Origin of the sequence: Zavarzinella sp. (genome assembly GCA_041399155.1) — a bacterium.
Lineage (GTDB): Bacteria > Planctomycetota > Planctomycetia > Gemmatales > Gemmataceae > JAWKTI01.
Genome location: JAWKTI010000001.1, coordinates 1,509,399 through 1,534,530 on the forward strand (window position 1 = coordinate 1,509,399; position 25,132 = coordinate 1,534,530).

General features: G+C 46.9%; 15 protein-coding genes. 4 read left to right on the forward strand and 11 right to left on the reverse strand.

Features of this window, described 5'->3' with window-relative positions:
- Positions 1-33: 33 nt before the first annotated feature.
- The 6 genes from R3B84_06305 to R3B84_06330 form a co-directional block, all read right to left on the reverse strand.
- Positions 34-3,222 (reverse strand): YCF48-related protein, encoded by a 3,189-nt coding sequence (locus R3B84_06305; GenBank protein MEZ6140167.1) that lies wholly within the window; start codon positions 3,220-3,222, stop codon positions 34-36.
- 600 nt (positions 3,223-3,822) lie between these two features.
- Positions 3,823-4,392, reverse strand: coding sequence for a class I SAM-dependent methyltransferase (locus tag R3B84_06310; protein ID MEZ6140168.1), 570 nt, complete (start codon positions 4,390-4,392; stop codon positions 3,823-3,825).
- Entirely contained in the window at positions 4,389-5,444 is a 1,056-nt protein-coding gene (locus tag R3B84_06315; protein MEZ6140169.1) for an FAD-dependent oxidoreductase, read from the reverse strand. Before R3B84_06315 ends, R3B84_06310 begins: the two co-directional genes overlap by 4 nt.
- 47 nt (positions 5,445-5,491) lie before the next feature.
- Positions 5,492-6,436, reverse strand: coding sequence for an amidohydrolase family protein (locus R3B84_06320; GenBank protein ID MEZ6140170.1), 945 nt, complete (start codon positions 6,434-6,436; stop codon positions 5,492-5,494).
- Positions 6,433-6,807 carry a hypothetical protein gene (locus tag R3B84_06325; protein MEZ6140171.1) on the reverse strand — a complete coding sequence of 125 codons (375 nt, stop codon included), beginning with the start codon at positions 6,805-6,807 and terminating at the stop codon, positions 6,433-6,435. Before R3B84_06325 ends, R3B84_06320 begins: the two co-directional genes overlap by 4 nt.
- Entirely contained in the window at positions 6,807-7,520 is a 714-nt protein-coding gene (locus tag R3B84_06330; GenBank protein MEZ6140172.1) for a DNA alkylation repair protein, read from the reverse strand. Before R3B84_06330 ends, R3B84_06325 begins: the two co-directional genes overlap by 1 nt.
- Positions 7,521-7,695: 175 nt before the next feature.
- Here R3B84_06330 and R3B84_06335 point away from each other — a divergent pair, with 175 nt between their 5' ends.
- On the forward strand, positions 7,696-10,284 hold the full coding sequence (locus R3B84_06335; protein ID MEZ6140173.1) for a WD40 repeat domain-containing protein: 2,589 nt from the start codon (positions 7,696-7,698) through the stop codon (positions 10,282-10,284).
- An 82-nt stretch (positions 10,285-10,366) separates the two neighbouring features.
- Positions 10,367-12,571, forward strand: coding sequence for a glycogen debranching protein GlgX (gene glgX, locus R3B84_06340; GenBank protein MEZ6140174.1), 2,205 nt, complete (start codon positions 10,367-10,369; stop codon positions 12,569-12,571).
- Positions 12,572-12,595: 24 nt separating this feature from the next.
- Here the strand turns inward: glgX and R3B84_06345 are convergent, their stop codons facing one another.
- The 3 genes from R3B84_06345 to R3B84_06355 all read right to left on the reverse strand — a co-directional run bounded on the left by R3B84_06345 (position 12,596) and on the right by R3B84_06355 (position 18,002).
- On the reverse strand, positions 12,596-14,209 hold the full coding sequence (locus R3B84_06345; GenBank protein ID MEZ6140175.1) for an alkaline phosphatase D family protein: 1,614 nt from the start codon (positions 14,207-14,209) through the stop codon (positions 12,596-12,598).
- A 118-nt stretch (positions 14,210-14,327) separates the two neighbouring features.
- On the reverse strand, positions 14,328-16,331 hold the full coding sequence (locus R3B84_06350; GenBank protein ID MEZ6140176.1) for a hypothetical protein: 2,004 nt from the start codon (positions 16,329-16,331) through the stop codon (positions 14,328-14,330).
- Positions 16,332-16,391: 60 nt separating this feature from the next.
- The gene (locus R3B84_06355) at positions 16,392-18,002 is read right to left on the reverse strand and encodes a glycosyltransferase family 39 protein (protein ID MEZ6140177.1); all 1,611 of its coding nucleotides are present in this window, start codon (positions 18,000-18,002) and stop codon (positions 16,392-16,394) included.
- Between the two features lie 88 nt (positions 18,003-18,090).
- Here R3B84_06355 and R3B84_06360 point away from each other — a divergent pair, with 88 nt between their 5' ends.
- Both R3B84_06360 and R3B84_06365 read left to right on the forward strand, forming a co-directional pair.
- The gene (locus tag R3B84_06360) at positions 18,091-18,438 is read left to right on the forward strand and encodes a hypothetical protein (protein ID MEZ6140178.1); all 348 of its coding nucleotides are present in this window, start codon (positions 18,091-18,093) and stop codon (positions 18,436-18,438) included.
- A 171-nt stretch (positions 18,439-18,609) separates the two neighbouring features.
- Positions 18,610-20,484: a DUF11 domain-containing protein gene (locus R3B84_06365; GenBank protein MEZ6140179.1), complete on the forward strand. Its 1,875-nt coding sequence runs from the start codon at positions 18,610-18,612 to the stop codon at positions 20,482-20,484.
- A 68-nt stretch (positions 20,485-20,552) separates the two neighbouring features.
- Here the strand turns inward: R3B84_06365 and R3B84_06370 are convergent, their stop codons facing one another.
- The gene (locus tag R3B84_06370; GenBank protein ID MEZ6140180.1) at positions 20,553-21,254 is read right to left on the reverse strand and encodes a hypothetical protein; all 702 of its coding nucleotides are present in this window, start codon (positions 21,252-21,254) and stop codon (positions 20,553-20,555) included.
- Positions 21,255-21,497: 243 nt separating this feature from the next.
- Positions 21,498-25,073: an isoleucine--tRNA ligase gene (gene ileS, locus R3B84_06375; protein MEZ6140181.1), complete on the reverse strand. Its 3,576-nt coding sequence runs from the start codon at positions 25,071-25,073 to the stop codon at positions 21,498-21,500.
- Between the last annotated feature and the right edge of the window lie 59 nt (positions 25,074-25,132).

Genomic DNA, 25,132 nt, shown 5'->3' on the forward strand with positions numbered 1-25,132 from the left:
AAAAGTGCTGGCTTTTTATTAAATCTTTAAACATTATTTACTGGAAAATTGCAACAGACCCATTCCTTCCGGACGTGGTTTTGCTGCCGCTGGTCCAGACCATGCCTGAATCCCTTTACCAGGAATTGTTCGAACCACGTTCGCAGACCACAATTTGCCGGGTGTCACAGTTGCTCCGGTCAGTTCGGTTAATGGAATCGCGATTTCGCAGGTCCATTTGTTTTCCAACGGTTGGACGGCAACATACCACTTGGGATTCCATTTAATGTCGCCCCAGCAGTCATCAGCCACTGCACCAGTCTGATCAACAGACAGTTGGAAGTAAGTCTGGTAATCTCGATCCAGATCAAGCAGGATTGAAACGCGGTCGTTGTTATTCATGGGCATATCATGTCGACGATCGATTACCCGTGACTTCATCTCCCCAGCGGGGTGGACACATTGAACAGCCACATACAGGAAATGGTCATCTGCCCGCATTTTGAAATAACTTTGTTTTTCAAGATCAGCTTCATTTACCCCACTTTGCATGCCATAGCTTTCTGCCATTTTCCCAGAAATATTCTGCATTAAGGCTGGGCTGGCGCTCATCCAGCATTCATCATCCAGAATACCATCCAGTTTTGGTCGGGTGGCAGAAGTTAGGCAGCGATAGAGATTTTTTGGTGGTGGACTGGTCTGCTTCCCGGAAAGTAGCCACGCTTCTGTCAACAGACAATCCCGCCAGGGATTTGTGCCCGGCAATCCTTCCTGATAAACCACTTTTTCTGCAAGAATTGCACGAAATTCTTCATTCGCTTCTTTCAATTTACCGTTTTCCCTACGAACTGCCTGTAATGCCAGCAGCGTCGGGATATTGTGGCGATAATTCTGCCCCAGGCCTTCGATAAATCCAGCGGTTTTTAATGCTTCTGCATTCCATTCTCTGGCAGAAGTCATCCAGGGCACATGTTCCTGAAACTGGGTACGAATGATTTTGGTTTCTGGCAATTGTGGCGTGGGATTTTTCCCACTCGTCAGAGGCATTTTCTGATTAGTTTTTGATGTGGGATCAACAAGCTCGTGTTGTAGTGAAGTAACTGTTGCAAATTGGCCAAGTTCGTACCGCCGACGGGCTTCCGAACTTCCTGAGTAGAGGATCAGCCAATGTGCTGCTTGTAATGTCATGGGATGACCTGGGTAGGTCAGCACCATCGTTCGATAAACTTCTTTCGCCAATTCCCACTGTCCCAATTTTGCATACCCCTGCCCTGCGCGGTACATCGCCATACCTGCATCGTGTGGGGGTAGTTTTTCGGTATTCGCCATAATTTGTGCAAGTACCTGTTCGCCAGTTGCCAATCGAGATGGTTTCTGAATGACATGCTGGAACACTCGCTCCCGTTCAAGGGCATTTTTTCGAGCCACCGAATCAGTAGAGAGATTTTTGGCAGGTACGGATAGTCTTCTGCGGGCAATACCCCCTTCAGAAAGTGGGATCCCTTCGAAAAATGACGATTTGCCGAGATTCTCACCTAATCGAGAATGAGTCAGTTCATAACACAGCACTGAATCCACTTTGGTTTCTTCTTCCCACAGTTGGCGAGTGGGAAAGGCGTGGACGCTGGCTGAATTGCTGACCTGATCCAGGATTCGCGTCGTGTCAATTCGAGCGGTGCCTTGTTTGGCAGCAATCCGTTCCACAAAAAGTTTTTTGGGCGACCAGGGAGCTAATTTCACTTGTTGCAACAATTCCGCTTCATACTTACTTTCTGAAACCTGTTTAAATGCTTCTGTGATGGCTTGGTGTACCATTTCGTTTTGGGCCATTTCCTGATCGATCACCACAACTTCCGGTCGCCAGATGCGGAAGGCCACCACCAATCGAAAAACCAGCGATTCAACACTCGAATTTTCTGCAAGTGCTTCATTAATCACTATTTGCGTGGTCTGATCAACATTCTGGAATGTGGGCAGTGGGAATTGCCATAATTGCTCTGCAGAAGCACCGCCCGTTTGCCGAACGGAACAAGTTGCCCGAAACCGATCCAGTGCACGCTTCGGGTTGCCCGATTTCATCGCAGCTGCAATTCTTTCCGCATCACTCGCAAACCGACTGGACAAAATCGGTGGGTCTGCATGGAAAATACTTAATGAATTAACTAGATAACCTTCTTCCGCACCCAGGGCAGTCATTAATTCCCAAGGCAGATTTTCAGGCCGGGCAGAAATTGCCATTAAGGCAGACTGATTACCGCCACGGTGCTGCACTGTCCAATTTTTACCACCATCGGTTGTTGCCAAAATGATGCCTAAGGCACCTGTTGCCCATCCACGTTTGCTGTCTACAAAATGGATGGCATACAGTGGCAGGTTCTGTCCGGTGGGTAGTATTTCCCAGGTTTTTCCAGCATCTTTACTGTGAAAGAGCACACTACCAGGCCTGCCCACGACCCAAATTTCATTGGAAACGACACTGACTGCAGAAAAATCGATCGAGTTTTTCAACATCCGTGGCAGTTGCAGATCTACCATCCCCCAGCGGACGCCAGCAGTATTCGAACTAAGTAAAATCGAGGCACCCTGCCCTACAGCGACTGCAAGTTGGCCTCTCACTTTCACGTCTTCAATATTTTTACCGTGTAGCGAATCCACATCCGCAACACCCATGCGGCCATCGCGTACAGGCGCTAGTCGATTCCAGACACCTGCCAGTACACCAGTATCCGCATCGGTGAAGTCAGCCGCAAGCCAGGAAGGATTCAACACACCAGGACGGGTTTTCCAGGTTACTCCACCATCAATGGTGCTGAACAACCCACTTGGCATTTCTGGAGTTCCATCACCTGCGGCAATGCCATTGCGAGCATCGAAAAATTGCACCCGGTTAATACCCGGTAATCCTGTTTTGGAGATATTGGTCCAATTTAAGCCACCATCAGAGGTGAACAATATTGTCCCTTCCGATTTCCCACCTGGAAGTTCGGTGCGTCCTGCAGCCCAACCAGTGTATGGGGATAAAAAGCAAATCGAAGTAATGGTGCTACGACTGCCAGAAACCTGTTTTTCCCAGGTGGCACCACCGTTTATGGTGTGCATAATCAGGCCATCATCACCTGCAACCCAACCTTCCTGGTGATCTACAAAATAAACTGCCCGAATGCCGGCATCTGGCATATGGTCTTTCATTTCGCCGTAACTTACTGCTGTGCATAGGGTTACAACGAATAGTGCAGCTCGCATTGGTATCTTCTCCTCAGATGTCACACATTGCCTATACCACGATGCGTGCTGAGAATCTAGGCGAACTTGGCAGTCCGCCATCGGGGCAGCAAATCCTGAGTTTTTCTTAATCAACTCTTTTGAAATTCTCTTCCCGAATGTGGGTACATTCCGGCTGATTCCTCCTAAAATTTCAATGTTCTTATTCCCAGAAGAATCGAGGAGCGAACGATTCCATCATTACATGAAATTGCGTTACAACTGGAACAAAAGTGGGCACTTCAGGAGAACTTTTTTCACGATGTATCAGAAGGAGACAAGATAGCGCTGCGAAGCTGGGCAATCTATCACCTTCAGGATTCGGCAACTTACTGCACCACCCCAGAACAACTGCAACAGTATGATGAGGAACTCACCCTGTTGGTTCGGAGAGTGATTCATTTTTTGCGGTTGTGGAATCATGCTGATACCCGCCTGGGTGCATTGCAATTTCATGCCACGGAAAAATTGCCCTGGCCTATCCTGGTTCGGTCTGATGAAGATTTTCCGTTACAGGATTTATTGGATTGGTTAGATTTGAATTACACATTCCGTTGGGGTGAAAATCACAATTAATGCTGACTAAAGCTGCTGTTTCGTAAACCAATACAACACAGGACTGAATTGGTTCGCTGGATTTCCTTCCAAAATAAATAAAGTACCAGACCCTTTCATCTGTTCGTTTTCCAACCATCGTAACAACTCAGTGGCTTCTTCGTTGCCACCTGGGTGGCCACGGTAAGCGATCATCGACAGCAGGCCTTCCACTTGCAAATATGAGATTGCTGTTTTGCAGGCGCGGATTGTTGAAAGTACTTTGGTTGTAATCGCATGATCACCCCCAGGCAGATAACCCAGATTCATTACCACTGCTGCAACTTTTCCACGCCAAGACGATGGTAAATATTCTTCCATCGCTGCATGGTCTGCATGTACCAGATCGACTCGTTCAGCAAGTTGTCCCAACTGAATTCTGGTTTGTTCCAGTGCTTTTGTCTGGATATCAAATGCGATCACCCGACCGCCAATACCCACCATTTGTGCAAGAAAGACCGTATCGTGACCATTGCCTGCAGTGGCATCAATCGCAAAATCACCCTCTTTGATTACTTCTCGTAATCGCTGGTGAGCAAGTTGGGTCAGAGGAGTCACCTAACAAACCTCGCTACGTTCGCTTCTGGCGTAATCGCCGCAACATTGCGAATATTTCCCACTAGTTCACGAGCAAATGCGGGAATTTGAAGAGCACCCTTGGAACCAAACCCATTAAAAATACCCAGGTGTGGGTGCTCCGGGTGCCATCCAATTACGGGCCGTTGGTCGATGATGATTGGTCGAACTCCAGCTTGTTGATCCACAACAGTTACCGGACGTGTTAACATCTGTGAGAGATACTCCAGTAATTCTCCCCGGGCGGTTTCTGTCGGTAGACAATCAAGCGATTCCCAAGTGTAGGTAGCACCGACGCGGTAGAGAGATTTCTCCTGGTGCAACAACCAGATACGGCGATGAATCAGGCGATGCTCAGTAAACCCCGGGATTTCGACGGTAATCGTTTCTCCTTTTGCACAATTAAACGGTATGTGCTGCCACAATCCACCACTATGACCGAGATATCCCTGCGCGAAAACAACTCGGTTTGCCGTGATACCCAGATTTGGAATAACCACTTTTGATTGCTGCACTTCGATATCACTTTCCTGCAAATATGATTCTGTGATGATCCCACGCTGCTGCCAGTCGGCTAGCGACTTTTGAAGCATTTTTGGCACATCAACCCGATAACATTGTTCCAATGCTACTGCACCGAAAGGGTGGGCAATCCACGGATCTGATAACTGCTCATCACAAATCTTCAAATACCTCTGAAACATCGGATCACGTAGCTTCTTTTCAACCACCGATCGCTCTAGTTCTGTCTGCAACAACCTGAGGTGGGGTTGTTGAAAAAACAACTTGCTTCCCAAATCAGTTTCCAGTTGCTGGTAGAATTCTGTGGCAGTTACCAGCAAATCTTCAAAACACCATGAATGTGCAAAGCGTTTCCCGGTAACTGGAGTAATCAGACCTGCTGCCAGCTGAGATGATGTGCTACCATGGTGGTGATCGACAATGTGTACCTGAAAACCCTGTCGAAGTAATTCCCAGGACAGGATGGTGCCTGCAAGTCCCTGGCCGATAACCAACACTTCACAATGGATCATGCATTTCTTTCCAACACATTGATGCCAGATTCTGTTTGTTGCTCGAATCAGATGCTGTAATACCTCGCTGCATTGTCGTGAAACAGTTTGTTCTGGTTTTCAGCAGAGAATTCCGCAACAATTTCCTTGAGCGCGTTCACCCATTCTGCGTAGGTAGCCGCGAGTGTACATACAGGCCAGTCACCACCAAACATCACGCGATCCCAGCCAAAAACTTTAATGGTGTGCTTCACAGCGGGTGCCAAGATGGACGCATCCCATTTCTTTCCAGCACACTGGACCACAATTCCGGAAACTTTCCCCACCACATTGGGACGTTCTGCAATTTTGGCAATATCTGTCTGCCAGGTGGCAAAGGCTTTCTCATCGTACAATGGAGCATTGCCACAGTGGTCTAAAATAAAGCGAGTATCTTTACACTGGTCTACGAGCTTCATGGCATCTGCAATTTCGCCAGGTCGCAGGCACAAATCAAATGATTTGTTAATTTTGCCCAGGTATTGCACACCTTTCACAAATGCAGGTTCCAGACAATATCCTTTGGGAGTGCGTTTTTCATGAATTACTTCCCGAATCCCTTTGATTTGTGGGAGATCCTTGAATTGGTCGACGTATTTTTGAAACTGATCGGAGGCAGGCCTGCCAGACAATACCGCTGCCACAGTGGGGGTCTTTTTTGAAACGATCAATTCCAGCAGATAATCTGCTTCCTGTTGCTGCTGTTCAACGACAACATCGACTTCCATGTAGACAGATTTCACCACGTTCAAACCGTCGATTGCTTTCGCATACTCTATTGGCGTATAATTTTTTCCTAATGGAGAATCTGGAGTCAACCAGTTTGTTTTGAACTTCGATAGATCCCACAGATGCTGGTGCGTATCGATAATTGGCTGCATTGCTGGCTTTTCCTTTCCTGAAGATCCCTGATTACCCATTGCAGCAGTGCCGGCAATGGTGGCACTTGCTGCGATAAAATCTCGACGATTCATTGAATACCACCTTTTAACAGATTGTTGCTTTGGTTTGCATCTTTCCCGGAAAGAAAAGTGGAGCAGGTTTCGCAACGAATGAACACTTCTTCTACTACTTGTGAAACCTGGACCGCAACAACAGAAATCAGTCCAACCTCAACATGTGAAACTTTTTCCACTGTATATATATTGCCTCGCCGAATTATTCTGAAGCAATTTTTTTCAGAATCCAGCGATAACCCCAGAAGAAAATCTGCGTAAGTATTTGCAGAAAAATAACTTGCGACAGGATAAACTTTTTCGAACTTTTTTTGCAAAATTGATATCACTCCGACACCATCAGATACATAAACAGTGCAATTTCGGGTATTTAATGAGAGAAAACTCATCAGCATTTCGTTGTTTTTCGTTTATTTCCTATTTTCTTCATTTTTTCCATTTTCTCAAGATACGGCACCACTTCTGGCACCTTACAGGAAGTGCCGCCCATATCTACCTCAACTTTGCCAATTTTAGTGCCAGCTTGTTTCGCACGTTTCGTTAGTGCAGCTACGCCACCTCCGACAGCAATAATGAAACCGTTCATTGTGTAGCGTACGCGGTTAGGTTGATCGTGGATGGTGTTTTCAACTCGTTGAATCAAATCTTCCAGTTTTTCTAAATCAAGTTGTTCATCGGGTAAGAATCCCACCAACGAACTGAAAGTAGACCAACCTGCAGCAGCAATTTGTTCCTTATTTGATTCAATCCATTCGGTGGCTAATTCCCAGCCAAATCGGCTTTCCGCTGCTACCCAAGCAACCGTGCAGCAACTAATCATGTACCAGTACGCATTTTTCACCCACAGTTGAAGGTCTTTTTTGGTCATTTTCTGGTCGTCGGCAATCAACCCTGCCAGATACATCGCATCAGAATTGCCCGTGGCGTACAAATCTTTGGCAAGCTGATAGTCCTTCTTGATCTTTTTCTGAATTTTCTTTAATTCTTCGATCTTCACGCCAAAGAACGGCTCGCAGGCACCGTGCCGCATCAGTACCTTTTTGGTTTGCTCGCTGCCCAGCATTTCCAACTGGTGCATGATTTCATCGACGGTGGGTCCCATAACTTACTTATGTGATCAGATTGGTGAACATTGATTTAGTTAACACATGATTTAATTTTCGCCATCGTACCACACTTTTCCAGGAAAAAGGAAGTCGTTACACAATCTTTTTCACCTTCAGGATCGTCTGGATAGGTGGTAGGCTAGGTAGTAGCTGCTGCAGAGAGGCACGCGAATGAAGAAAATATGGTTAATTACTGCCTGCATGATAATGGCACCCACATTGACCGTGGGGGCACCAATCAACGAAAAAACCGCTCAGGCTCAGGCGGTACTGAAGAAACATTGTTACCGTTGCCATGGTTTAGAAGGTGTTGCAGAAGGCGGATTCAACTATGTGATGGATATCTCCAGACTTGTGCAACGGGGAAAAGTAATCTCCGGAAAACCCCACGACTCCCCACTGTTCAAGAGAATCGCCAATGGCACGATGCCCCCATCAGATACGAAAGATGTCCTGAGTGCGGAAGAAAAGTCGTTGGTTGAAGAATGGATCGCTGGTGGGGCACTACCGCTGGCAAACGAAGCCCCACGCGGGAGAATTTCCAAAGAACAGATTAATAGCTGGATTCTGGCAGATCTGGAACAGCTCGAACCACGTTCCAGACGATTTCAGCGATATTTATCCTTGGAACATTTATGGAATGCAGGTGCAGGTGAAGATGAGTTGCGAACTTATCGCAATGCCCTGTACAAATCGATCAATTCATTGTCCTGGCACCCAAAAATTCGCAATCCGATTCCGATTGACCGGCAGGAAACTTTATTTCGTATCGACTTACGCTGGTATCTTTGGGATGCCACATTGTGGAATCGCATTCTCGGTGAATACCCGTATGGAATTCTTGAAGAAACAAGTACGGCACGGTTAGTTTCGGTTTTCACTGCAACCAGAGTGCCAACGATTCGAGCTGATTGGTTTATTGCCACTGCCACCCGCCCACCACTCTATCAGGAGATTCTGCAATTACCTGGGAACCTGGCAGAACTGGAAAGGCAATTGCGCGTGGATCCAAACATCAATATTACCCAGGAACGGGTGATGCGGGTGGCATTCAATGGATCCGGGATTGCCAAAAACAATCGCGTGCTGGAACGACACGATGCTGCCCACGGCTACTATTGGCGAACTTATGATTTTGAAGATATTCCACAGAATCTGATTGATCGTGGGCTGTTGGCCCCGGATCGAAGGAACGTCTTTGCATACCCGCTGGGACCAGGAAGTGTGGAAAATACCTTTTTGCATGCAGGTGGGGAGGCAATTTTCAGTTTACCGAACGGCCTTCAAGGCTACTACATCATGAATGATGCTAACAATCGACTGGATAAAGCGCCTGTTGCAATTGTCAGCGATCCGAAACGACCGGATCGCGCTGTGGAACTGGGTATTTCCTGCATGGGTTGCCATAGCACGGGCATACTGCCTAAGGCAGATCAGATGCATAATCACCTGTTAAAGAACAGCAAGGGAGTACCAAAACAGGACCGAGAAATTGCGATGGCGCTATACCCTTCTGCAAAAGTTTCTACTGCTCAGATGGAAGAAGATTCTAAGCAGTTCCTGACAGCATTAAAACTAACAGGAAATCAGGTTACACGACTCGAAACGACAATTGGAGTCACCTTACGCTATGAAGCGGATATTGATGCCTCCACTGCTGCTGCGGAAGCTGGAATGACTCTGGAAGATTTTCGCAACCAGATCGGCAAACATGAATTACTCAGTCGAGCGCTCGGTTCGCTCCTAATCCCGGGTGGGACTGTTTCACGGATTGTTTGGATCCAAACATTTGGCGACCTGGTTCGCGATTTCAAGCTTGGTACACTGTTTCAGGCGAATCAAATTGGAGCAGCTCTGCCAGACAACACCGGAGAGTTGGATCCACTAGAAGTAACCTCTGGCCATTTGAACGCAGCCGTTTTCAGCGAAGGTGGCAAAACAGCCATCATTGCTGATGCAAACCGTACTTTGCGAATTTTTGATGTTCAGGGCAACCGCACCAAAAGGAGTCTGACGGGTCATACTGCTTCGGTCTGGTGCGTCGCCCACCACGAGAAAACAAACCGAATTTTATCTGGTAGTATGGATGGCACCTCCCGCTACTGGGATGCAGATAACGGTGATACTCTTCAAGTGCTTCAGGGGCATTCCGGTCTGGTAAGTGCCGTAGCCTTTACCGATGACGGCTGGCATGGACTGACAGGTGGGATTGATGGCTGGGTAATTCTGTGGGATCTTCGCACAGGTAAGGAAATCCGACGCTGGAAAGGTCCTATGAAATATATTCAAGCGATTGCGGTACAACCACGTGGAAAGTCGGCATTACTAGCGTCTGGCCGAACAATTTACCACTGGGATTTTGACAATGGTAAAGTAATTCAGGAGTATGCGGGATCCTCAGCGAACATCAGTTGTGTTGCATTTGGCAAAAACGGCAAACATTGGTTTACAGGTGGTGATGATGGAACAATCCAACAGTGGACTTCCGGCAACACTAGAGCAACGAATACCTATCGGGCACACACAGGCCCTGTTAGTTCCATTGAAGAATCCGCAAACGGCAAATGGCTGGCGAGTTGTGGCAGCGACCGCACGGTGCGGCTCTGGCATGCAGGCCAGCAAAAAGAACTTGCTGTATTTCAAAAACATTCGAGTGCGGTTGCACATGTAAACTTTACCCCCACTGGCAGGCAAACCGTCAGTGCCGACCGCCAGGGAAATGTGCTTATTTGGAATCTTGCCAAATGGGTAGAAAAATAGCTGGAATTCAGATTTGGCAGGTTTGACACAACATTTCGTAAAATAGCTCCACTCACACGCGTGATCATTTAGGAGCTTTTCGTTGACTAACAATTTCGGACAGGCGAACTTTACTATTCGACGTGGGCACCCACTGCCGATGGGGGTCAGTGAGTTAGCTGAAGGGCTGAATTTTGTCATTCATAGTCGACACGCAACCCAGGTTGTGCTGTATATCCAGCCATTAACCGGAGACGATCGGCCACTATTGCATGTGGAATTGGATGTAGATACAAATCGTACAGGCGCCCATTGGCATGTGCAGATCGTTGGTCTGCCCACAAGTGGTTTTCGCTATAGCTGGCTGATCGACGGCCCGCTGGGCACATTTCACCGATTTGATCCCACCCAGCACCTTGTAGATCCTTACGCAGCAATCCTTTCTGATGCATCAGGCTGGGGCACCACCTGTGAAGTCGATCGCCATTCGACAAATCGCCGTGGAATTTACATTCCGGCGATACATTTCGACTGGCAGGATGATATTCGTCCGAATACACCAATGCCGGACAGCATTGTGTATGAACTTCATGTGCGTGGTTTTACGTGCCATCCGAGTGCCGGGGTTGCCCACCCGGGAACGTTTGCTGGTTTGGTTGAAAAAATTCCATACCTAAAGAAGCTTGGTATCACAGCAGTAGAACTGCTGCCAATCCATGAATTTGACGAGTGCGACTGCCCTTTTCAGAACCCGGAAACTGGCGAATACAACAGAAACTATTGGGGTTACAATTCACTGGCATTTTTCGCACCAAAAGCAGCTTACGCTGCTACAGCTGCACAGCACGGCCAGTTTCATGAATTCCGAGATATGGTGAAGGCGTTTCACGATGCAGGGATAGAAGTGTGGCTGGATGTTGTTTTCAATCACACTGGGGAAGCGGATGACCGCGGCCGCACATTTTCTTTTCGTGGGCTCGATAATTCCATCTATTACATGCTGACCAAAGATGGTCGATATCAGAATTTCACTGGTTGTGGAAATACGGTTAATTGCAACCACCCCATTGTGCGCAATATGATCCTCGATTGTCTGCGTTTCTGGGTTGGAGAAATGCATATTGATGGGTTCCGATTTGATCTCGCCAGTATTTTCGGGCGAGATGCGGATGGGAATGTTATTAACCACCCACCGATTGTGGAAATGATTACGGAAGATGGCCTGTTGCGCGATACGAAATTAGTTGCTGAGCCGTGGGATGCGGTGGGACTGCAGCACGTTGGCAATTTTCCATACGGTTCCCGCTGGAGTGAATGGAACGATCATTATCGGGATCAAATTCGCCAATTCTGGCGGGGAGATTTCGGAACTTTACCACTGCTTGCCACTCGGATCTGTGGAAGTAGTGATCTTTATCAATGGAATGGCCGTAACCCTTGTCATAGTGTGAATTTTATCACCTCCCACGATGGTTTTACCTTAAATGATCTGGTGAGCTACAACCATAAACACAATATGGCCAACGGAGAGCAGAACCGGGATGGGATGAATGAAAACTATTCATGGAACTGTGGCATTGAAGGAGAAACCAGTGATGAGCAGATTTTGCGATTGAGAACCCGCCAGGCAAAGAACTTTTTTGCTACCTTGATGCTGTCACAAGGAGTACCGATGTTCGTGGCTGGTGATGAGTTTTTACGCACCCAGCAAGGAAATAATAATGCCTGGTGCCAGGATAATGAATTCAGTTGGGTTGACTGGAATCTCACAGAAAAAAATTCTGGCATGCTGCGCTTTGTTCAGGAGATGATTCAGTTTCGCAAAAGACATCCTGTGTTGCGTAGAAATTCATACTTTCGGGGAGAATTATCTACTGTAAAAATGCCTTCTTCCATAGCAATCGACCCAAAAGCAGAAAAACTCCCATCACCACCACAACCAAGTAGTCTCCCACGTCAGGCGGATATCCACTGGCACGGACTGGAACCATATCAACCCGAATTCAGTGCTTACTCAAGGATGATCGCATATTCTCTGGATGGGCGATTTTCAGGCAGAGAAGATATTCTTGGAAATCAGCCAGATCACGATTTATACGTGGCTATTAATGGCGATGACACTGCCCACGCATTCCGCATCCCACCATCACCACAAGGATTTTCCTGGAAGAGAATTGTCGATACGGCCCTGGATTCACCCAACGATATCCTTGCTGAAAGCAGTGAAGAATTGATCGCTGTGGATGCTCGTTATGTGGTTGCAGCATACTCTTTGATTGTGTTGATTTCAGATCAACAGAATGATTGACAGGATTACCTGTAAAACAGAAAATCAGGCCTTCTTCGCCCCCGGCATACCCGCTTCTACAACAAAAGACGCCCTCGTAACAACGTTACCATTGGGTTTCAGCACATCTTCTGCAACCACATAATCACTGGTCCAAGTTTCGGGAGTAACCACACATCGGACATAGCCACGTTGCATGTTCAAAAACTGTACACAGGGGTTATCTTTCAAAAACTGATCGACAAGCGGTATCTCTTTCAAACCATTGCCACCAGAACTGATGCTCGTTGCCACAAATTCTGTTGCGACGACTGGGGCATCGTGCTGTCGATCATCCACCCTTAAATTATTAACCCAGTTGGAATGAATATCACCCGTGAGTACTACTGGATTCGGCACTTTTCTGTCTGAAATAAATTTCATCAATTCCATTCGTTCGTGAGCTGCACCCGGCCATTGATCCATTGAAAATCCTTCTCGTGTACCGGATTTCAGATGCACCATCCCCATCATTACCTGTTGAGCAAGTACATTCCATGTTGAGGTAGATCTCAACAGTCCTGCATCAAGCCAATTTCGTTGTTTTCTACCCAGCAAAGAATTCGTTTTCTTCAAGGCTTCTTCGTTCAACGGTTTCAAGCCATCTTTATTGGGTTGATCGGTGCGATATTGTCTGGTGTCCAGAACAAAAAAGTCGGCCAGATTTCCGAAAGAAGCTGAACGATACAATAACATATCTGGTCCAGTGGGTAGAGCACGCGGTCGCAGTGGCATCATTTCGTAGTAAGCCTGGTAAGCTGCAGCTCTCTGCACCAGAAAATCGACTGGATCAGCTTGCTTTTTATCACCCCGTTGTTCTTCCTGAATGTCATTGGCATAATTGTTGTCGAATTCATGATCATCCCAGGTAACAAACCAGGGGCACAGTGCATGCATACCATTCAATAACGGATCTGCCCGGTATTGTGCATGACGCTCTCGATAGTCTGCCAGGGTCTGTATTTTCCTGTCTTTTGGTCCGGAATGCTTTCGCACGGTCTTTGCTTTGGGATTGTGTGGGTATTCGTAAATGTAATCACCCAGGTGAAACACCAGGTCCAACTCATCTTTTGCCATTTGCTCATAGGCAGTGTATAGTCCTTGTTCGTAGTGTTGGCAGGAAGCAAATGCAAAGCGAAGTTTATTGGGAGTTGCCGCTTTTTCCGGCATGGTCCTGGTGCGTCCAATAATACTGCTGGCATCACCACAATGAAAGCGATACCAGTACCACCGGTCGGGCTTTAAACCGGTGGGAATCACATGAACGGAGTGGCCTAGTTGTGGTGTTGCAATTGCCTCACCTTTCGCCACCACCTTCTTCATCCTGTCGTCTTCCGCAATTTCCCAGAGCACGGAAACCGGCTGGGTGGGCATACCACCATCGGGTAGTAATGGTTTTGGAGCAAGTTTCGTCCACAGAACAACGCTTTTTGAATCAGGATCGCCAGAAGCAACGCCCAATGAAAAAGGATCTGATTCAAAAGTCATTTTTCGCACTTGACCAAAAACTTGCTCCTGGAATAACGGCAAGCTTGCCAGCGCAGTTGTGTATTGAAGAAATAAGCGTCGGCTAAGTCCACCTTCTGCTTTGATTGCTTGTTCAATCAGAGTTCGGTCCATTATATTTCCCATATTTGTTTGATGAAACGTGCTCTTCAGTGATGTCAAGTGTACCGTAATCACATTGAAGGATTGCGAAAAAATGGTGAAGTTTCCGCTTGTTTAAGTGAGAATTGCTTCATTTTTTCTTTGCTGGTGGGGCTGTAACTGCTATTTCCAGCGGTTTCGACCAGATTTGGATTGGTTTGCCGCCCACTTTTGTGGTACCACGAACCGCAACATGATATTTTCCGGTAGGAATATTTGCCGGAAAAGCGATAGTGCTCTCAGAACTGGACGTTTTTGGAGCAATTGGTTTCATTACTGCCTTCAAATTGGGAACATTTCCTTCAACGGTGAACACCATATTTTCTGTTAATGGAATCCCAGTTAGCGATAATTTCAGCACCGTATTCCCACCATGAGCAACACTGGCAGGAATAAATTCTGCTGTTAATTGAGGAGATTCTGGTAGAACACCGATTACCAGATCATCTCCGTACACAAAGAGGGGTTGCTGCAATGCAGGATAACGTGTCGCCAGCACAGATAACGTATTTACCCGCTTTTTGACTAATTTTCCGTCAATCATTGCGGAAGCAATCAAATTGACAGGGTACACTCCTGGTTTGGTATCAGGAGTTACGGAAACGGGTAAAAAACTGCTGGCTATACCAGCAGCGTACGGAGTGGTTTCCAATAAAGTCCTCCCTTTGATCACGGGATTGGCTTCGATTTCCAATGTAATTGGACCAGCAAATCCCGTGCGGGTTACCTTGCTGACAGGCAGCGACCCGATCTGGTTTTTTCCGATCGCCAATTGATCTATCAGTACTTCTACTTCAAAATCTGCGGTAGAATCGGCGATCTTCAAAAGATACACTTCCGCATCTCCGTGAAGGTAGTTCTGGTGTTCTGCGATCACCAAATAATCACCATCTGCTGGACATGTGAAATCAATCGTCGCTGGGATCTTTACCGGATCACTTTGCTGAATTACTTTTTTGTTCGAATCAGCAATCTGGAGAAAAACTTCGCAAGTGGAGCCCATATTATACGTTTCTGCGACGAGTTGGTATTTTCTGCCTTTTTTGCCAGCGAATCGAAAATAGTCCTTGTCGCCTTTGGTTTGAAATTTGCCACTGACTTCGGAAGGAATTGAGATTGACTGGCCTTGTTCTGGAATATTATTCGGTTCTTTTTCTGCCAGAGCTGGAAAGTCACGCACTAAAACTGGGACAGGCCAGCCTGAATGAACCGTTTTCTGAGAGATCTGTTGTGCAAAAAACTCCTGTTTCAATTGAACTGTTGTTGCTGGAGTCATCACAGCGGATTCACTTGTAAACGCAATCGAAGTTTGTTGGTTTGGGTTCGCACTTAACGGAAAAGCGGTCTGAAAGACAGGGCAATTGCAGATTCGCAAATGGTAGAACCAATCGGCACCTCCAAGATGCCGACTATCTCGAACTTCCACTGCATAATCCCCATCCTTCGGAAATTGAAATTGCAGGCGGGCATCACCCTGAAGGCCAGGTTGATCGTCGCTATAGATACCAGGAATACTGTTGCCTGTGGCTATGTCATACAAACGAATCAGTGGATCCAATGGTGAGCCAATTCGGATGGCAAAACAATCAAAAGTAAGCCAGTCTCCTTTTTTCGCTTGGAATTGAAAATAGTGGCTTTGCTCTGCTGCAATCTTACCATGAGTTAATGTTGGCACGGGAATCTTTTGGGCGGTAGAAAGTGTGCGATTCTGGTTGTTGGCCTCAACCACAGCGAAATCATCAATCAGCAGTATCTGTGGGCTTGAAATCCCCACTTTGGTGAGTACCCGAACAGAACCAAGTCCGATTTCGACAGTTGGGGCGGGCTGAATTTCAACTTCTAACGTGGTTGCCGTTGCTGCGATTACCTTATTCGTTGAGGCAAAATTTGTGTAAACGGCCAATGTATCCGCTAGATTGGTCCCACTGAACTTCATCCGATTCGGTTTTCCACGCTGGATTGCATAAACACCTTTGTTAAGTGTGGGATCCTGAGGATTACCCACTGGTGTGGGTTTTGGCTGACTGAAAACAGTAGCACTGTGGGATACAGTAAAAAGCAGAATGAAAAAAATGGTCAATCGGTGGGAAATCATCGCCGTACTCTCCAGTCTTGGGCGAGCAGGATTTTCGTGTATTACGATGATACAATTTCTCTACTTGTTATCAATACGCTCCACCACTGCAATATCACACAGTCCCCAGGGGGTTTCACCGATCAAACCATCCAACCAGCGAAAGCCAGTGCCCTGGTGGCGGGCAGGCATCGCTTCCGTCACTTTCATGTGCGGTGGTAAGACTTGCTTAAAGGTTTCTAATGAATGACTGTGGGTGAAGAGAACCAATGCTTTGCCATCGTTTTCAATTGCCATGACCAGTTTTTGAGAATGCTTCGATCGCAAACTTTGTAGATCATTGCGCCCTGTGTAAAAAGCCACGGAATCGACATTTCGCGGAAAACAATAAACTTTTTCATCATCCGCACGCTGCAAACGCTGGGCAACGTTCTGCGGGCCCATTGGTGAACGTAATTCGGCGTACCACGGCACCACGACGTGGATAGCAAATGCCAGAAAGATCCACGCAAAGGTGGTGCCGCCCTGAACCAGTTTTGTACGGTGGCGGCCAGAAAGTACCAGAAAATGCCCAAGTGCCAACATTAACGGTGGGAAGGCGGGCAGTATATAGGTGGGCAACTTACATCCGGACATCGAAAAAAAGAAAATGCACCACAACCCAGCCATCAGAAAAAATCCATGCTCTTTGGTGCGATAAGGAGTTTCATCAACCGCGCGAAAGATCCACTGACGAAAATAAATCAGCGGAAACAGAACTACAGTCGCTACGCTGCCTACCACAATTGGCAGGTAAAACCAAACCGGCTCAAGATGATCAAACGGCTTAATGAATCTGAGAATATTGTGTTCCCAGAAGAAATACCGCAAAAATACTGGCTCACGCAAGTAAATCGCGAAATACCAGGGAAAGTTGATGATGCACAGGATTGCTGCCGCACCCAGCAAATGTTTGCGTGGGATTGAAGTAGCGTTGCCACTGATCCATCGATAGGCAATTACCACGGGAAGGATGAGTAGCAGCGGAATTGGGCCTTTCGTGAGAATTCCTGCTCCCACTGCGGTGGCACCCAGATACCACCAGAACCGACGAAACTGTGGTGTGCGGATACTTTCGTAAATGCTTAACAGTCCTAGGGTTACGAAAAAAGTTAACAGACCATCCAGGACCAGCAATCGAGCAACACCAGTAAAACCTGGTATTACCGTTAGTAGCAATGCTCCCCACAGTGCAGCTCGCTCACCCAGACTCCTGCGACCGATCAAATAAATGCACAATATGGTCAGATGGACTGCAATTGCTGGAATCAGGCGGGCAGCCGCTTCAGAAACACCAAAAATGTGGTAACTGATAGCCACCAACCAGTAAAACAGTGGGGGTTTATCAAGATATGGTTCTCCTTGCAGGTGCGGCACCACCCAATCACCTGTGAGTACCATTTCACGGGGGATTTGGGCATATCGACCTTCATCAGGCTCTAACAAATAGTAAGAAATCGTTGGGTAAAGTAACAATCCAGGCAGAATGACCAACAGCACAATTGACGTAAGTTTTACCCTGCTAAGTGCTTGCGTTTCATTTTTGCATGGAAACAGTACATTCTGCCAGAAATACGGACCCCATTCCCACAATTTTTTCGGTGCATCCATGGTAGCAATCTCATCCACATCCTGTTTCACAGAATTGTTCACAAATTTGGTTTTCCGTCAATCCGACTACGAGTTGGGTTGTCATAACCGACCGATTGTGGTTATCTACATCAAAAATTGTGGATTGAATATGATGACTCAGCCAGAAAATGAAAATTCACTCATCAATGTGCCTTTAGACGAGTTCTTTGACCAGATATTCGTTGATTTAGAGAGTCATTTAACAAAATTAGACCACCAACTCTCTGCAGTGCCAGAAGCAGAACTTCCTGAAGGAACAGAAATTGAATCGGTGCTAGAATTAATTTCACATCAGTACGAACGTTGGAGAGTTGGGTTTTCAAATACTGCGGATGTCATTCGCACAACTCAGGCACAATTGGCTGAACAGGAAGAATCACTTGCACAAATTGTTAAAAAATTAAGTTTCTCTCATCAACTCATTCAATCAAGTGATTTATCACCTCAAAACCACTAATTGCAAAGCAATTTGCTAATTTAGATAAGCTGTTCCGGCTTTATTGATTGTGTTGATTAATGTTTTCTTGACGATTATGCCGATAGTACGCTATGGCGTGTGCTTGGTGCCTGTGCACCATATCGCACGGAGTGCAGGACACTGCACATTCTAGATTGTTAGGGGGGCAGGATGCGAAAACTGTATTTTCTGGCTGGTATTACAGCCTTTGTAGTGGGTTTAGTTGGTTGGTCTACTTTGGGTCAGGCAAGACCAATTGCCCAAGATGAAGAAATGGTTACGCCTGGTACAGATCTGTTTGCCAGTGACAGCGATACCATTTCCATGCCGGAAGTGCCAAAATTGCCTGATTTTTCCGAACCTGAGCGACCTTTGCCAAAGGCTCCGATTATTAACGATCTCCCCCCTGCCCCACGACCGGACATGGGCTCAAATCCATTCGTGATGCCACCTGCAACTGAGAAAAATGTTCCGGACCAGCTGCTCCCACAGCCCAAACCACCGGTACGGGTACTGGAACCAGTTGAAGATATTAAAGTTCCTTCATTACCAGAAACCAGAAAAGTGCCTCCCACTGGAATTGAAGGCGCGATCAAGATTCCGGCAGGCATCGCAGAACAGCCAGCAAAAACAATTAAAGTGGCTGGCACAGAACCTGCTTTTGCCACGTCAGGCAACGGAAGTTCAAAATCCGATTCAACCATCAGTATGGAATGGCTGGGCCCCACTGCACTGAAAGTGGGTCAGCCGGCAGAATATCAACTATTTGTCCGCAATACCTGCAATATTCCATTGCAGAAAGTTGTTGTGCAAGTACGGATTCCTGAAGGAGTTAAGGTCGAAAGCACCGAACCAAAAGCACAAGGTCCCGAAGGTGTTTTAATGTGGGAATTGGGCACGATGCTGGCGAAGCAGGACCACCTGTTGAAGATGAAGTTTGTCGCACCGAAGCGGGGTGAAATCACCTGTCAGTCATGGGTAACTTTTACCGGTTCCACGGCGATGAAAGTACAGATTCGCGAACCAAAACTGATGGTGAAAGCCACTGTACCGGAAAAGGCACTGGTTGGTGATCCTGCCAATGTTATGCTGGTTGTCAGCAATCCCGGTGATTATGTGGCAGAAGGCATTCAACTTGTAGCCACGTTAGGCGACGGATTGGAAAGTGCGCGTGGTAATCAACTGAAGTTTGATGTAGGTAGTCTGGGTGCGGGTGAAACTCGCTCGATCCCTATTGCTTGTATCGCAAAAACGGCTGGCAAACAAGTTTGCTCTGTTCAGGTTCAGAATGACAGTGGTTTGAATGCCACCGATAGTGCCAGTATTGAAGTGGTACAGCCGAAACTTGATCTGGCAGTAAATGGCCCCAAAATGCGCTATCTTGAACGGAAAGCAGTTTACACCTTTAAAGTGACTAACCCAGGGAATGCTCCCGCTTCGAATGTGGTGATTACAGAACTGATTCCAGCAGGTTTCAGTTACGTTGCCTCCGATAACGGCGGGCAACACGACTATGCTTCTCGCACGATCAAGTGGTTTATTGGTGAGATTCCAGCAGGCCAGTCGAAAGAAGTACGTGCGGAACTGTTACCCACCAGCATTGGAGAACACAGCCACCGAATCATTGCCACAGCAGACCGTGGTATCCGCAGCAACCAGGATGTCACCACGAAAGTGGAAGGGCTATCTGCACTGCTGATGGAACTGGTGGATGTGGATGATCCAATTGAAATCAATAACGATACCGCTTACGAAATCCGGATCACCAACACAGGTACAAAATACGAGAACGATGTGAAGCTGATTTGTACCATCCCACCACAATTTCGGTTTAAAGCAGCCCAAGGGCCTGTGAAGTACGAAATCGTCGGTAATGAAATCGTGTTCGAAAATCTTCCCAAGTTGGCAGTGAAGGCCGATGTCACCTACAAAGTCGTGGTTACTGCTGTAACCAAGGGTGATGCCCGCTTCAAAGCAACGATGACAGCAGGCGGTCTGACCCAACCCGTAATCAAAGAAGAATCGACCAAAGTATATGGCGATTAAGGACTTGCATTAAGTTTTTTCACAACACTTTCACACCTGTCTTTGACTTGCCCAATTTTCTTCATTGATTAGAAAGGATTACCATTGCCAACCGGCAGCTTGCCTGGTGCGGTTTGCACTGGAAGAATCCCACGAACCGGATGAATCAGTGCAGGAGTTGCATTGATCGAAGGGGTAGTCTTTTTAGGTTCCAGTTTTGGCTTTGGATCCTTCACTGGAGGTACTGGAGGCTTAGGGTTTGCTGGCACAACTGGTGTCGTTGGGATCACCTGAACCGGAGGGGCATCAGTGGGTGCAACAACGGTTGTCGGAGGGATCACAACAGTACCACAATTGCCGGAGGTGGTGCCCACTACAGGAGCAGAATGGCAAGTATCACATTTATCCTTGTGAAACACTTTCGCCTTGATTTTGTGAATCAGCATCCCCGGATACCAGATCACCTTTGATTCACAAGTGTTGCAGCTTTCCACTTTGCAGGTGGTGCAGGTTTTTGCAGGCACATGATGAACAACTTTCGGGGCTTCGCAGGCATTGCCACAGCCACTGCAACCACCACAAATCCCACTGAACTTACTTTTAATTTTGGAAATCAGCCCACAACCACAGCCTTTTTCCATGCCATAGTTAATGGGGGCTGCCCCACAGGAGCTGCAATTGCTGGTTGACGCAACAATCTGTGTCGGTGCAGGTACGGGTTCGGTAACAACAGGTGCTGCGGGATTCAATCCTGCAATCCATGCAGCGAAAACTAAAGATGTACTGCTCATTTTTCCTCTTTCCACTTCCAGTGGTTCGGTGTCGTTCCTACGACAGGTTCATGTACCACTCAATACAAAACAGATCGAGCGAACACATCTTTGGTGATCGGAGAAAGGAAAAAATTGCTTTAACTAAATTGCCCAAACCCTCCAGATTTTAGATTTTAACAATTTTCTGGATTGTACTTACCTTTTCAAATGTGCAGAAGATATTGCATATCGGAAAGAATGCAGATAATTCGATTCTCAAACTTAATCCGCTGTTGCTTTACAGATTGAAATCAGAATTTTGTCTGAATCAATGGTTTCTGTGACCTGATTTTCCAATGATTGTGCGGCCCACCGAATGGTCAGCGTTTCCGATCCGATCGTCTCCCCGAGCGTATCGATCGTTGTTTGCAGAACTTCAGAATCGGTTTGTAGAAATAATTCGATCCGATCTTCCATTTCTAAGCCAATCTTTTTGCGGAAATCCTGAATTTTTCGGATAATTTCCCGTGAAAGCCCTTCGCGTTTCAGTTCGGGTGTAATGATAGTTGAAATCATCAGTTGCGTATGTCGATCTGCGACCCCCACCCATCCCTCGGGTGAAAGGTAGTCGATCTGGATATCGTTTGCATCCAATTCTACTCCAGCAAGGGTGCAAGTGCCTTTTGCAAGTTGAGCAACGAGTTCCGACGCGGAAACTGATGATGCCAGTTCTTGTTCTGCCTTCGCCAGATTTGCTCCAAGCTTGCTGGCTGCAGTTTTTTTGTTGAGTTTGGTAATCGTCTGCAGTAATGGACTCGAATTTGCTTCTACAGACTTCAAAGCTTTGATGTTCAATTCATCAAGTAATTGAGTGGAAAAACGATGCGCTGCACGCACCACTGCGGGCTGACTAGACTGCACAACAAGTTCTGCAAGAACTTGTCTTACGCGGATTTTCGCGAGATTTCTTGCCGAGCTACCTAGATTTACCAAGGTCAGCAATGCGTTCATCTCTTCGGAAAGCTCCTGGTCAATCCGGTTCGTTTCTGAAACCGGGTAGGGGCACAGGTGAACACTTTGTGGGTCGGTATTTCGGCGAGTGTTCTGATAGATTGCCTCGCTGAGAAACGGAACAATTGGAGCAAACAATTTTGCAAGTGTTTGCAGCACTTCGTACAACGTGCTGTGTGCAGCCCATTTGCTTTGAAGTTGATTATTGTTATGAACACTGCTTTGTAGACGATCCCGATTCCGTCTGATGTACCAATTGCTCAATTTCTCATCGACAAATCGTTCTGCTTCCAGACAGAAAGTCATGACGTCGTATTTCGTGAATGCTGTATGTGCCGTGTTGATCAAATGCTGCAATTCGGAAACAATCCATCGATCAATATCTTCACGCTCTGCGAGTTCTACCGTGTTCAGATCTGGATCAAATTGATCAAGACGTGCGTAATTGACGAAAAAGCCGTAACAATTCCAAAGTTTGATGATGAAACGCGCCCTTACTTCATTAGAAGGTTTCGGTCCGAAGTTCAGATTCTGAGCAGGATTATGGCGACAATACATCCAGCGACACACATCGGCACCAATGGGAGGATGAAGAGTGCGCATTACCCGTACGTGCCCTTCTTTGGTAGGCTTTTCCACCAATTCAAATTCAATCCCACCTTCGGGAAGTTTCGGTTGTTCCTTCGCCTTCAACTTGTAATCGATTTTGTAACCTTCATTGGCTGCACCAATAAATTCAATCGAATTTCCGGCAGTTTTGTGCATCTCTTCGCCAAATTGATCTCGAGCTGTTGCAAAGCCCAGCAGCGTTTTAAACGGTGGTTTCCCATCACTCATCATGGTGCTCATTGCCAGAAGTGCGTAGAACCAGTTGCGAAACTGTCCTGGAAAGCTTTCCGTGATGAAATCTGCCGGATACCACTGTTCCCAATAATCGCGGTCACTGTGATATTTCATCGTTGAAAATGCCACAATACCTGCATCCAGCCATGGATTTCCCACGTCCGGTACGCGGGACATGGTATTCCCGGTTTTGGGATTGCGGATTTTAATCTGATCCACATACGGACGGTGGGGAGAATGCTCTGCAAATTCATCCCACCCCGCTACCGCTCTTTCCTGTAATTCCTCCCGTGACCCAATTACCTCAAATTGTGTGGGGTCTTCATCATCCACCCAGATCGGCAAGGCTAATCCCCAGTATCGTTTCTTGGAGATCATCCAATCACCCATATTCCGCAGCCAGTCGCGCTCACGAGCCCTGCCGTTGATACTTTCAGGTAAAAACGTTACCTGATCAACCACTTTCATGATTTCACCACGAAATCCGGTTTCCGTTTCCCGTGGCCCCATTGAAATGAACCATTCATCAACCAAACGGAACAGTAATTCGGTTTTACAACGCCAACAATGGGGGTATCGATGGACGTAACGCTCAACAGCAAATAACAATTCCTGTTCTTTCAGAAAATCAAACACCACATCTGCCGTAGAAGAATCGTGGGCTGCACGTCCAGAAAGATGCTCAAACCCATCTACGAATGTTCCTGTGTCATCAAGTGGTGCAATCGGTGGAAGGCGGTATTTTTTGCCCAATTCAAAGTCTTCCCGACCACAGCCTGGTGCGATATGCACAATTCCAGTTCCTTCCGTCTCACCCACATCATCCCACGAAATTACTTGATGAACCTGTTGCGAAGAAACAGGGTCAGCCCAGCCGTTTTGCTGTACGATTTGAGATACTTCCAGCGGAAAGCCAGCTGGGTGCTGTTGAGCTTGAACATGGTCAAATGGGCCGCGGTAGCGCCAACCCACCATCTGGGCACCTGGAATTTCAGCAAGAATTGCAAAGCCATCTTTACCGGCTTTTTCTTTGAACATCTGTTCGATCGATTTGAGGTATGGCACGCCATCGATCCATTCCCGTGTCTTTTTCTTGCCAGATGCTTCCTGGGGCTCTTCATCTGCCCCACCGGTTGATTCCATGCGATTGAACCGGAATGCACCTTTGGCGACGTAATAAATGTGGTCCTTCAGTTGGATCTGCAGATAAGTCAGCTTCGGATTGACTGCGGCTGCAACGTTACTGCTTAAGGTCCATGGCGTGGTAGTCCAGGCGAGTAATGATTCACCAGGTCGATCCAACAGTGGGAAGCGAACAAATACTGCCCGATGTTCGATGACTTTGTAACCATCTTTCACTTCCATTTCGGATAAGCCCACACCACATCGACCACACCATGGCATCACATCATACCCGCGATAGATCAATTGCCTGTGATGACATTTTTTCAGGAAAGACCAGATGCTGTAGTTGTTCTCATCCGACATTGTGAAGTAGGATTTGCGTTGATCTGGCTTTTTGGCCCAGTCTTCATCAGTGCGGTCCCAGTCCATCCAGTACCCCAGTCGGATCGACTGTTCTGTCTGAACTCGGGCAAATCGATCGACTCTGGATTTGCAGGCTTCCACAAATCTGGCAATACTCGCATGCCGATCATTCTCAACGAGATTTTCGATATCCCTCTTACTTTGCAGGCCCAGTTCTTTCTCTACTTCAACTTCGACCCACAGTCCCTGGCAATCAAACCCCTGTTGATATCGCAATTCTCTGCCAGTCATCGCAAAATATCGATTGTAAACATCCTTATAGGTTCTCCCCCAGGCGTGGTGAACACCCATGGGGTTATTCGCTGTGATCGGGCCGTCCAAAAAAGACCACTTTGGCTTGCCAGCATTTTGCTGACGCAGTTGATCAAAAATGGAATTCTCATCCCAAAAATGCAGCATTTCACGTTCAAGTGCCGGAAAATCAACTTGTTGTTCTACTTTCTCAAACAGTGGCATCGTTCGTTGTTCCTGGTACAACCGCAAAGGATCAGTTTACTCCCACATCCCGATTTCGT

Coding starts and splice junctions, on each gene's coding strand:
- R3B84_06305 (MEZ6140167.1), bottom strand. CDS start 3,222: ATGCGAGCTGCACTATTCGTTGTAACCCTATGCACAGCAGTAAGTTAC.
- R3B84_06315 (MEZ6140169.1), bottom strand. CDS start 5,444: ATGATCCATTGTGAAGTGTTGGTTATCGGCCAGGGACTTGCAGGCACC.
- R3B84_06320 (MEZ6140170.1), bottom strand. CDS start 6,436: ATGAATCGTCGAGATTTTATCGCAGCAAGTGCCACCATTGCCGGCACT.
- R3B84_06325 (MEZ6140171.1), bottom strand. CDS start 6,807: ATGAGTTTTCTCTCATTAAATACCCGAAATTGCACTGTTTATGTATCT.
- R3B84_06330 (MEZ6140172.1), bottom strand. CDS start 7,520: ATGGGACCCACCGTCGATGAAATCATGCACCAGTTGGAAATGCTGGGC.
- R3B84_06335 (MEZ6140173.1), top strand. CDS start 7,696: ATGAAGAAAATATGGTTAATTACTGCCTGCATGATAATGGCACCCACA.
- R3B84_06345 (MEZ6140175.1), bottom strand. CDS start 14,209: ATGGACCGAACTCTGATTGAACAAGCAATCAAAGCAGAAGGTGGACTT.
- R3B84_06350 (MEZ6140176.1), bottom strand. CDS start 16,331: ATGATTTCCCACCGATTGACCATTTTTTTCATTCTGCTTTTTACTGTA.
- R3B84_06360 (MEZ6140178.1), top strand. CDS start 18,091: ATGATGACTCAGCCAGAAAATGAAAATTCACTCATCAATGTGCCTTTA.
- R3B84_06365 (MEZ6140179.1), top strand. CDS start 18,610: ATGCGAAAACTGTATTTTCTGGCTGGTATTACAGCCTTTGTAGTGGGT.
- R3B84_06370 (MEZ6140180.1), bottom strand. CDS start 21,254: ATGAGCAGTACATCTTTAGTTTTCGCTGCATGGATTGCAGGATTGAAT.
- ileS (MEZ6140181.1), bottom strand. CDS start 25,073: ATGCCACTGTTTGAGAAAGTAGAACAACAAGTTGATTTTCCGGCACTT.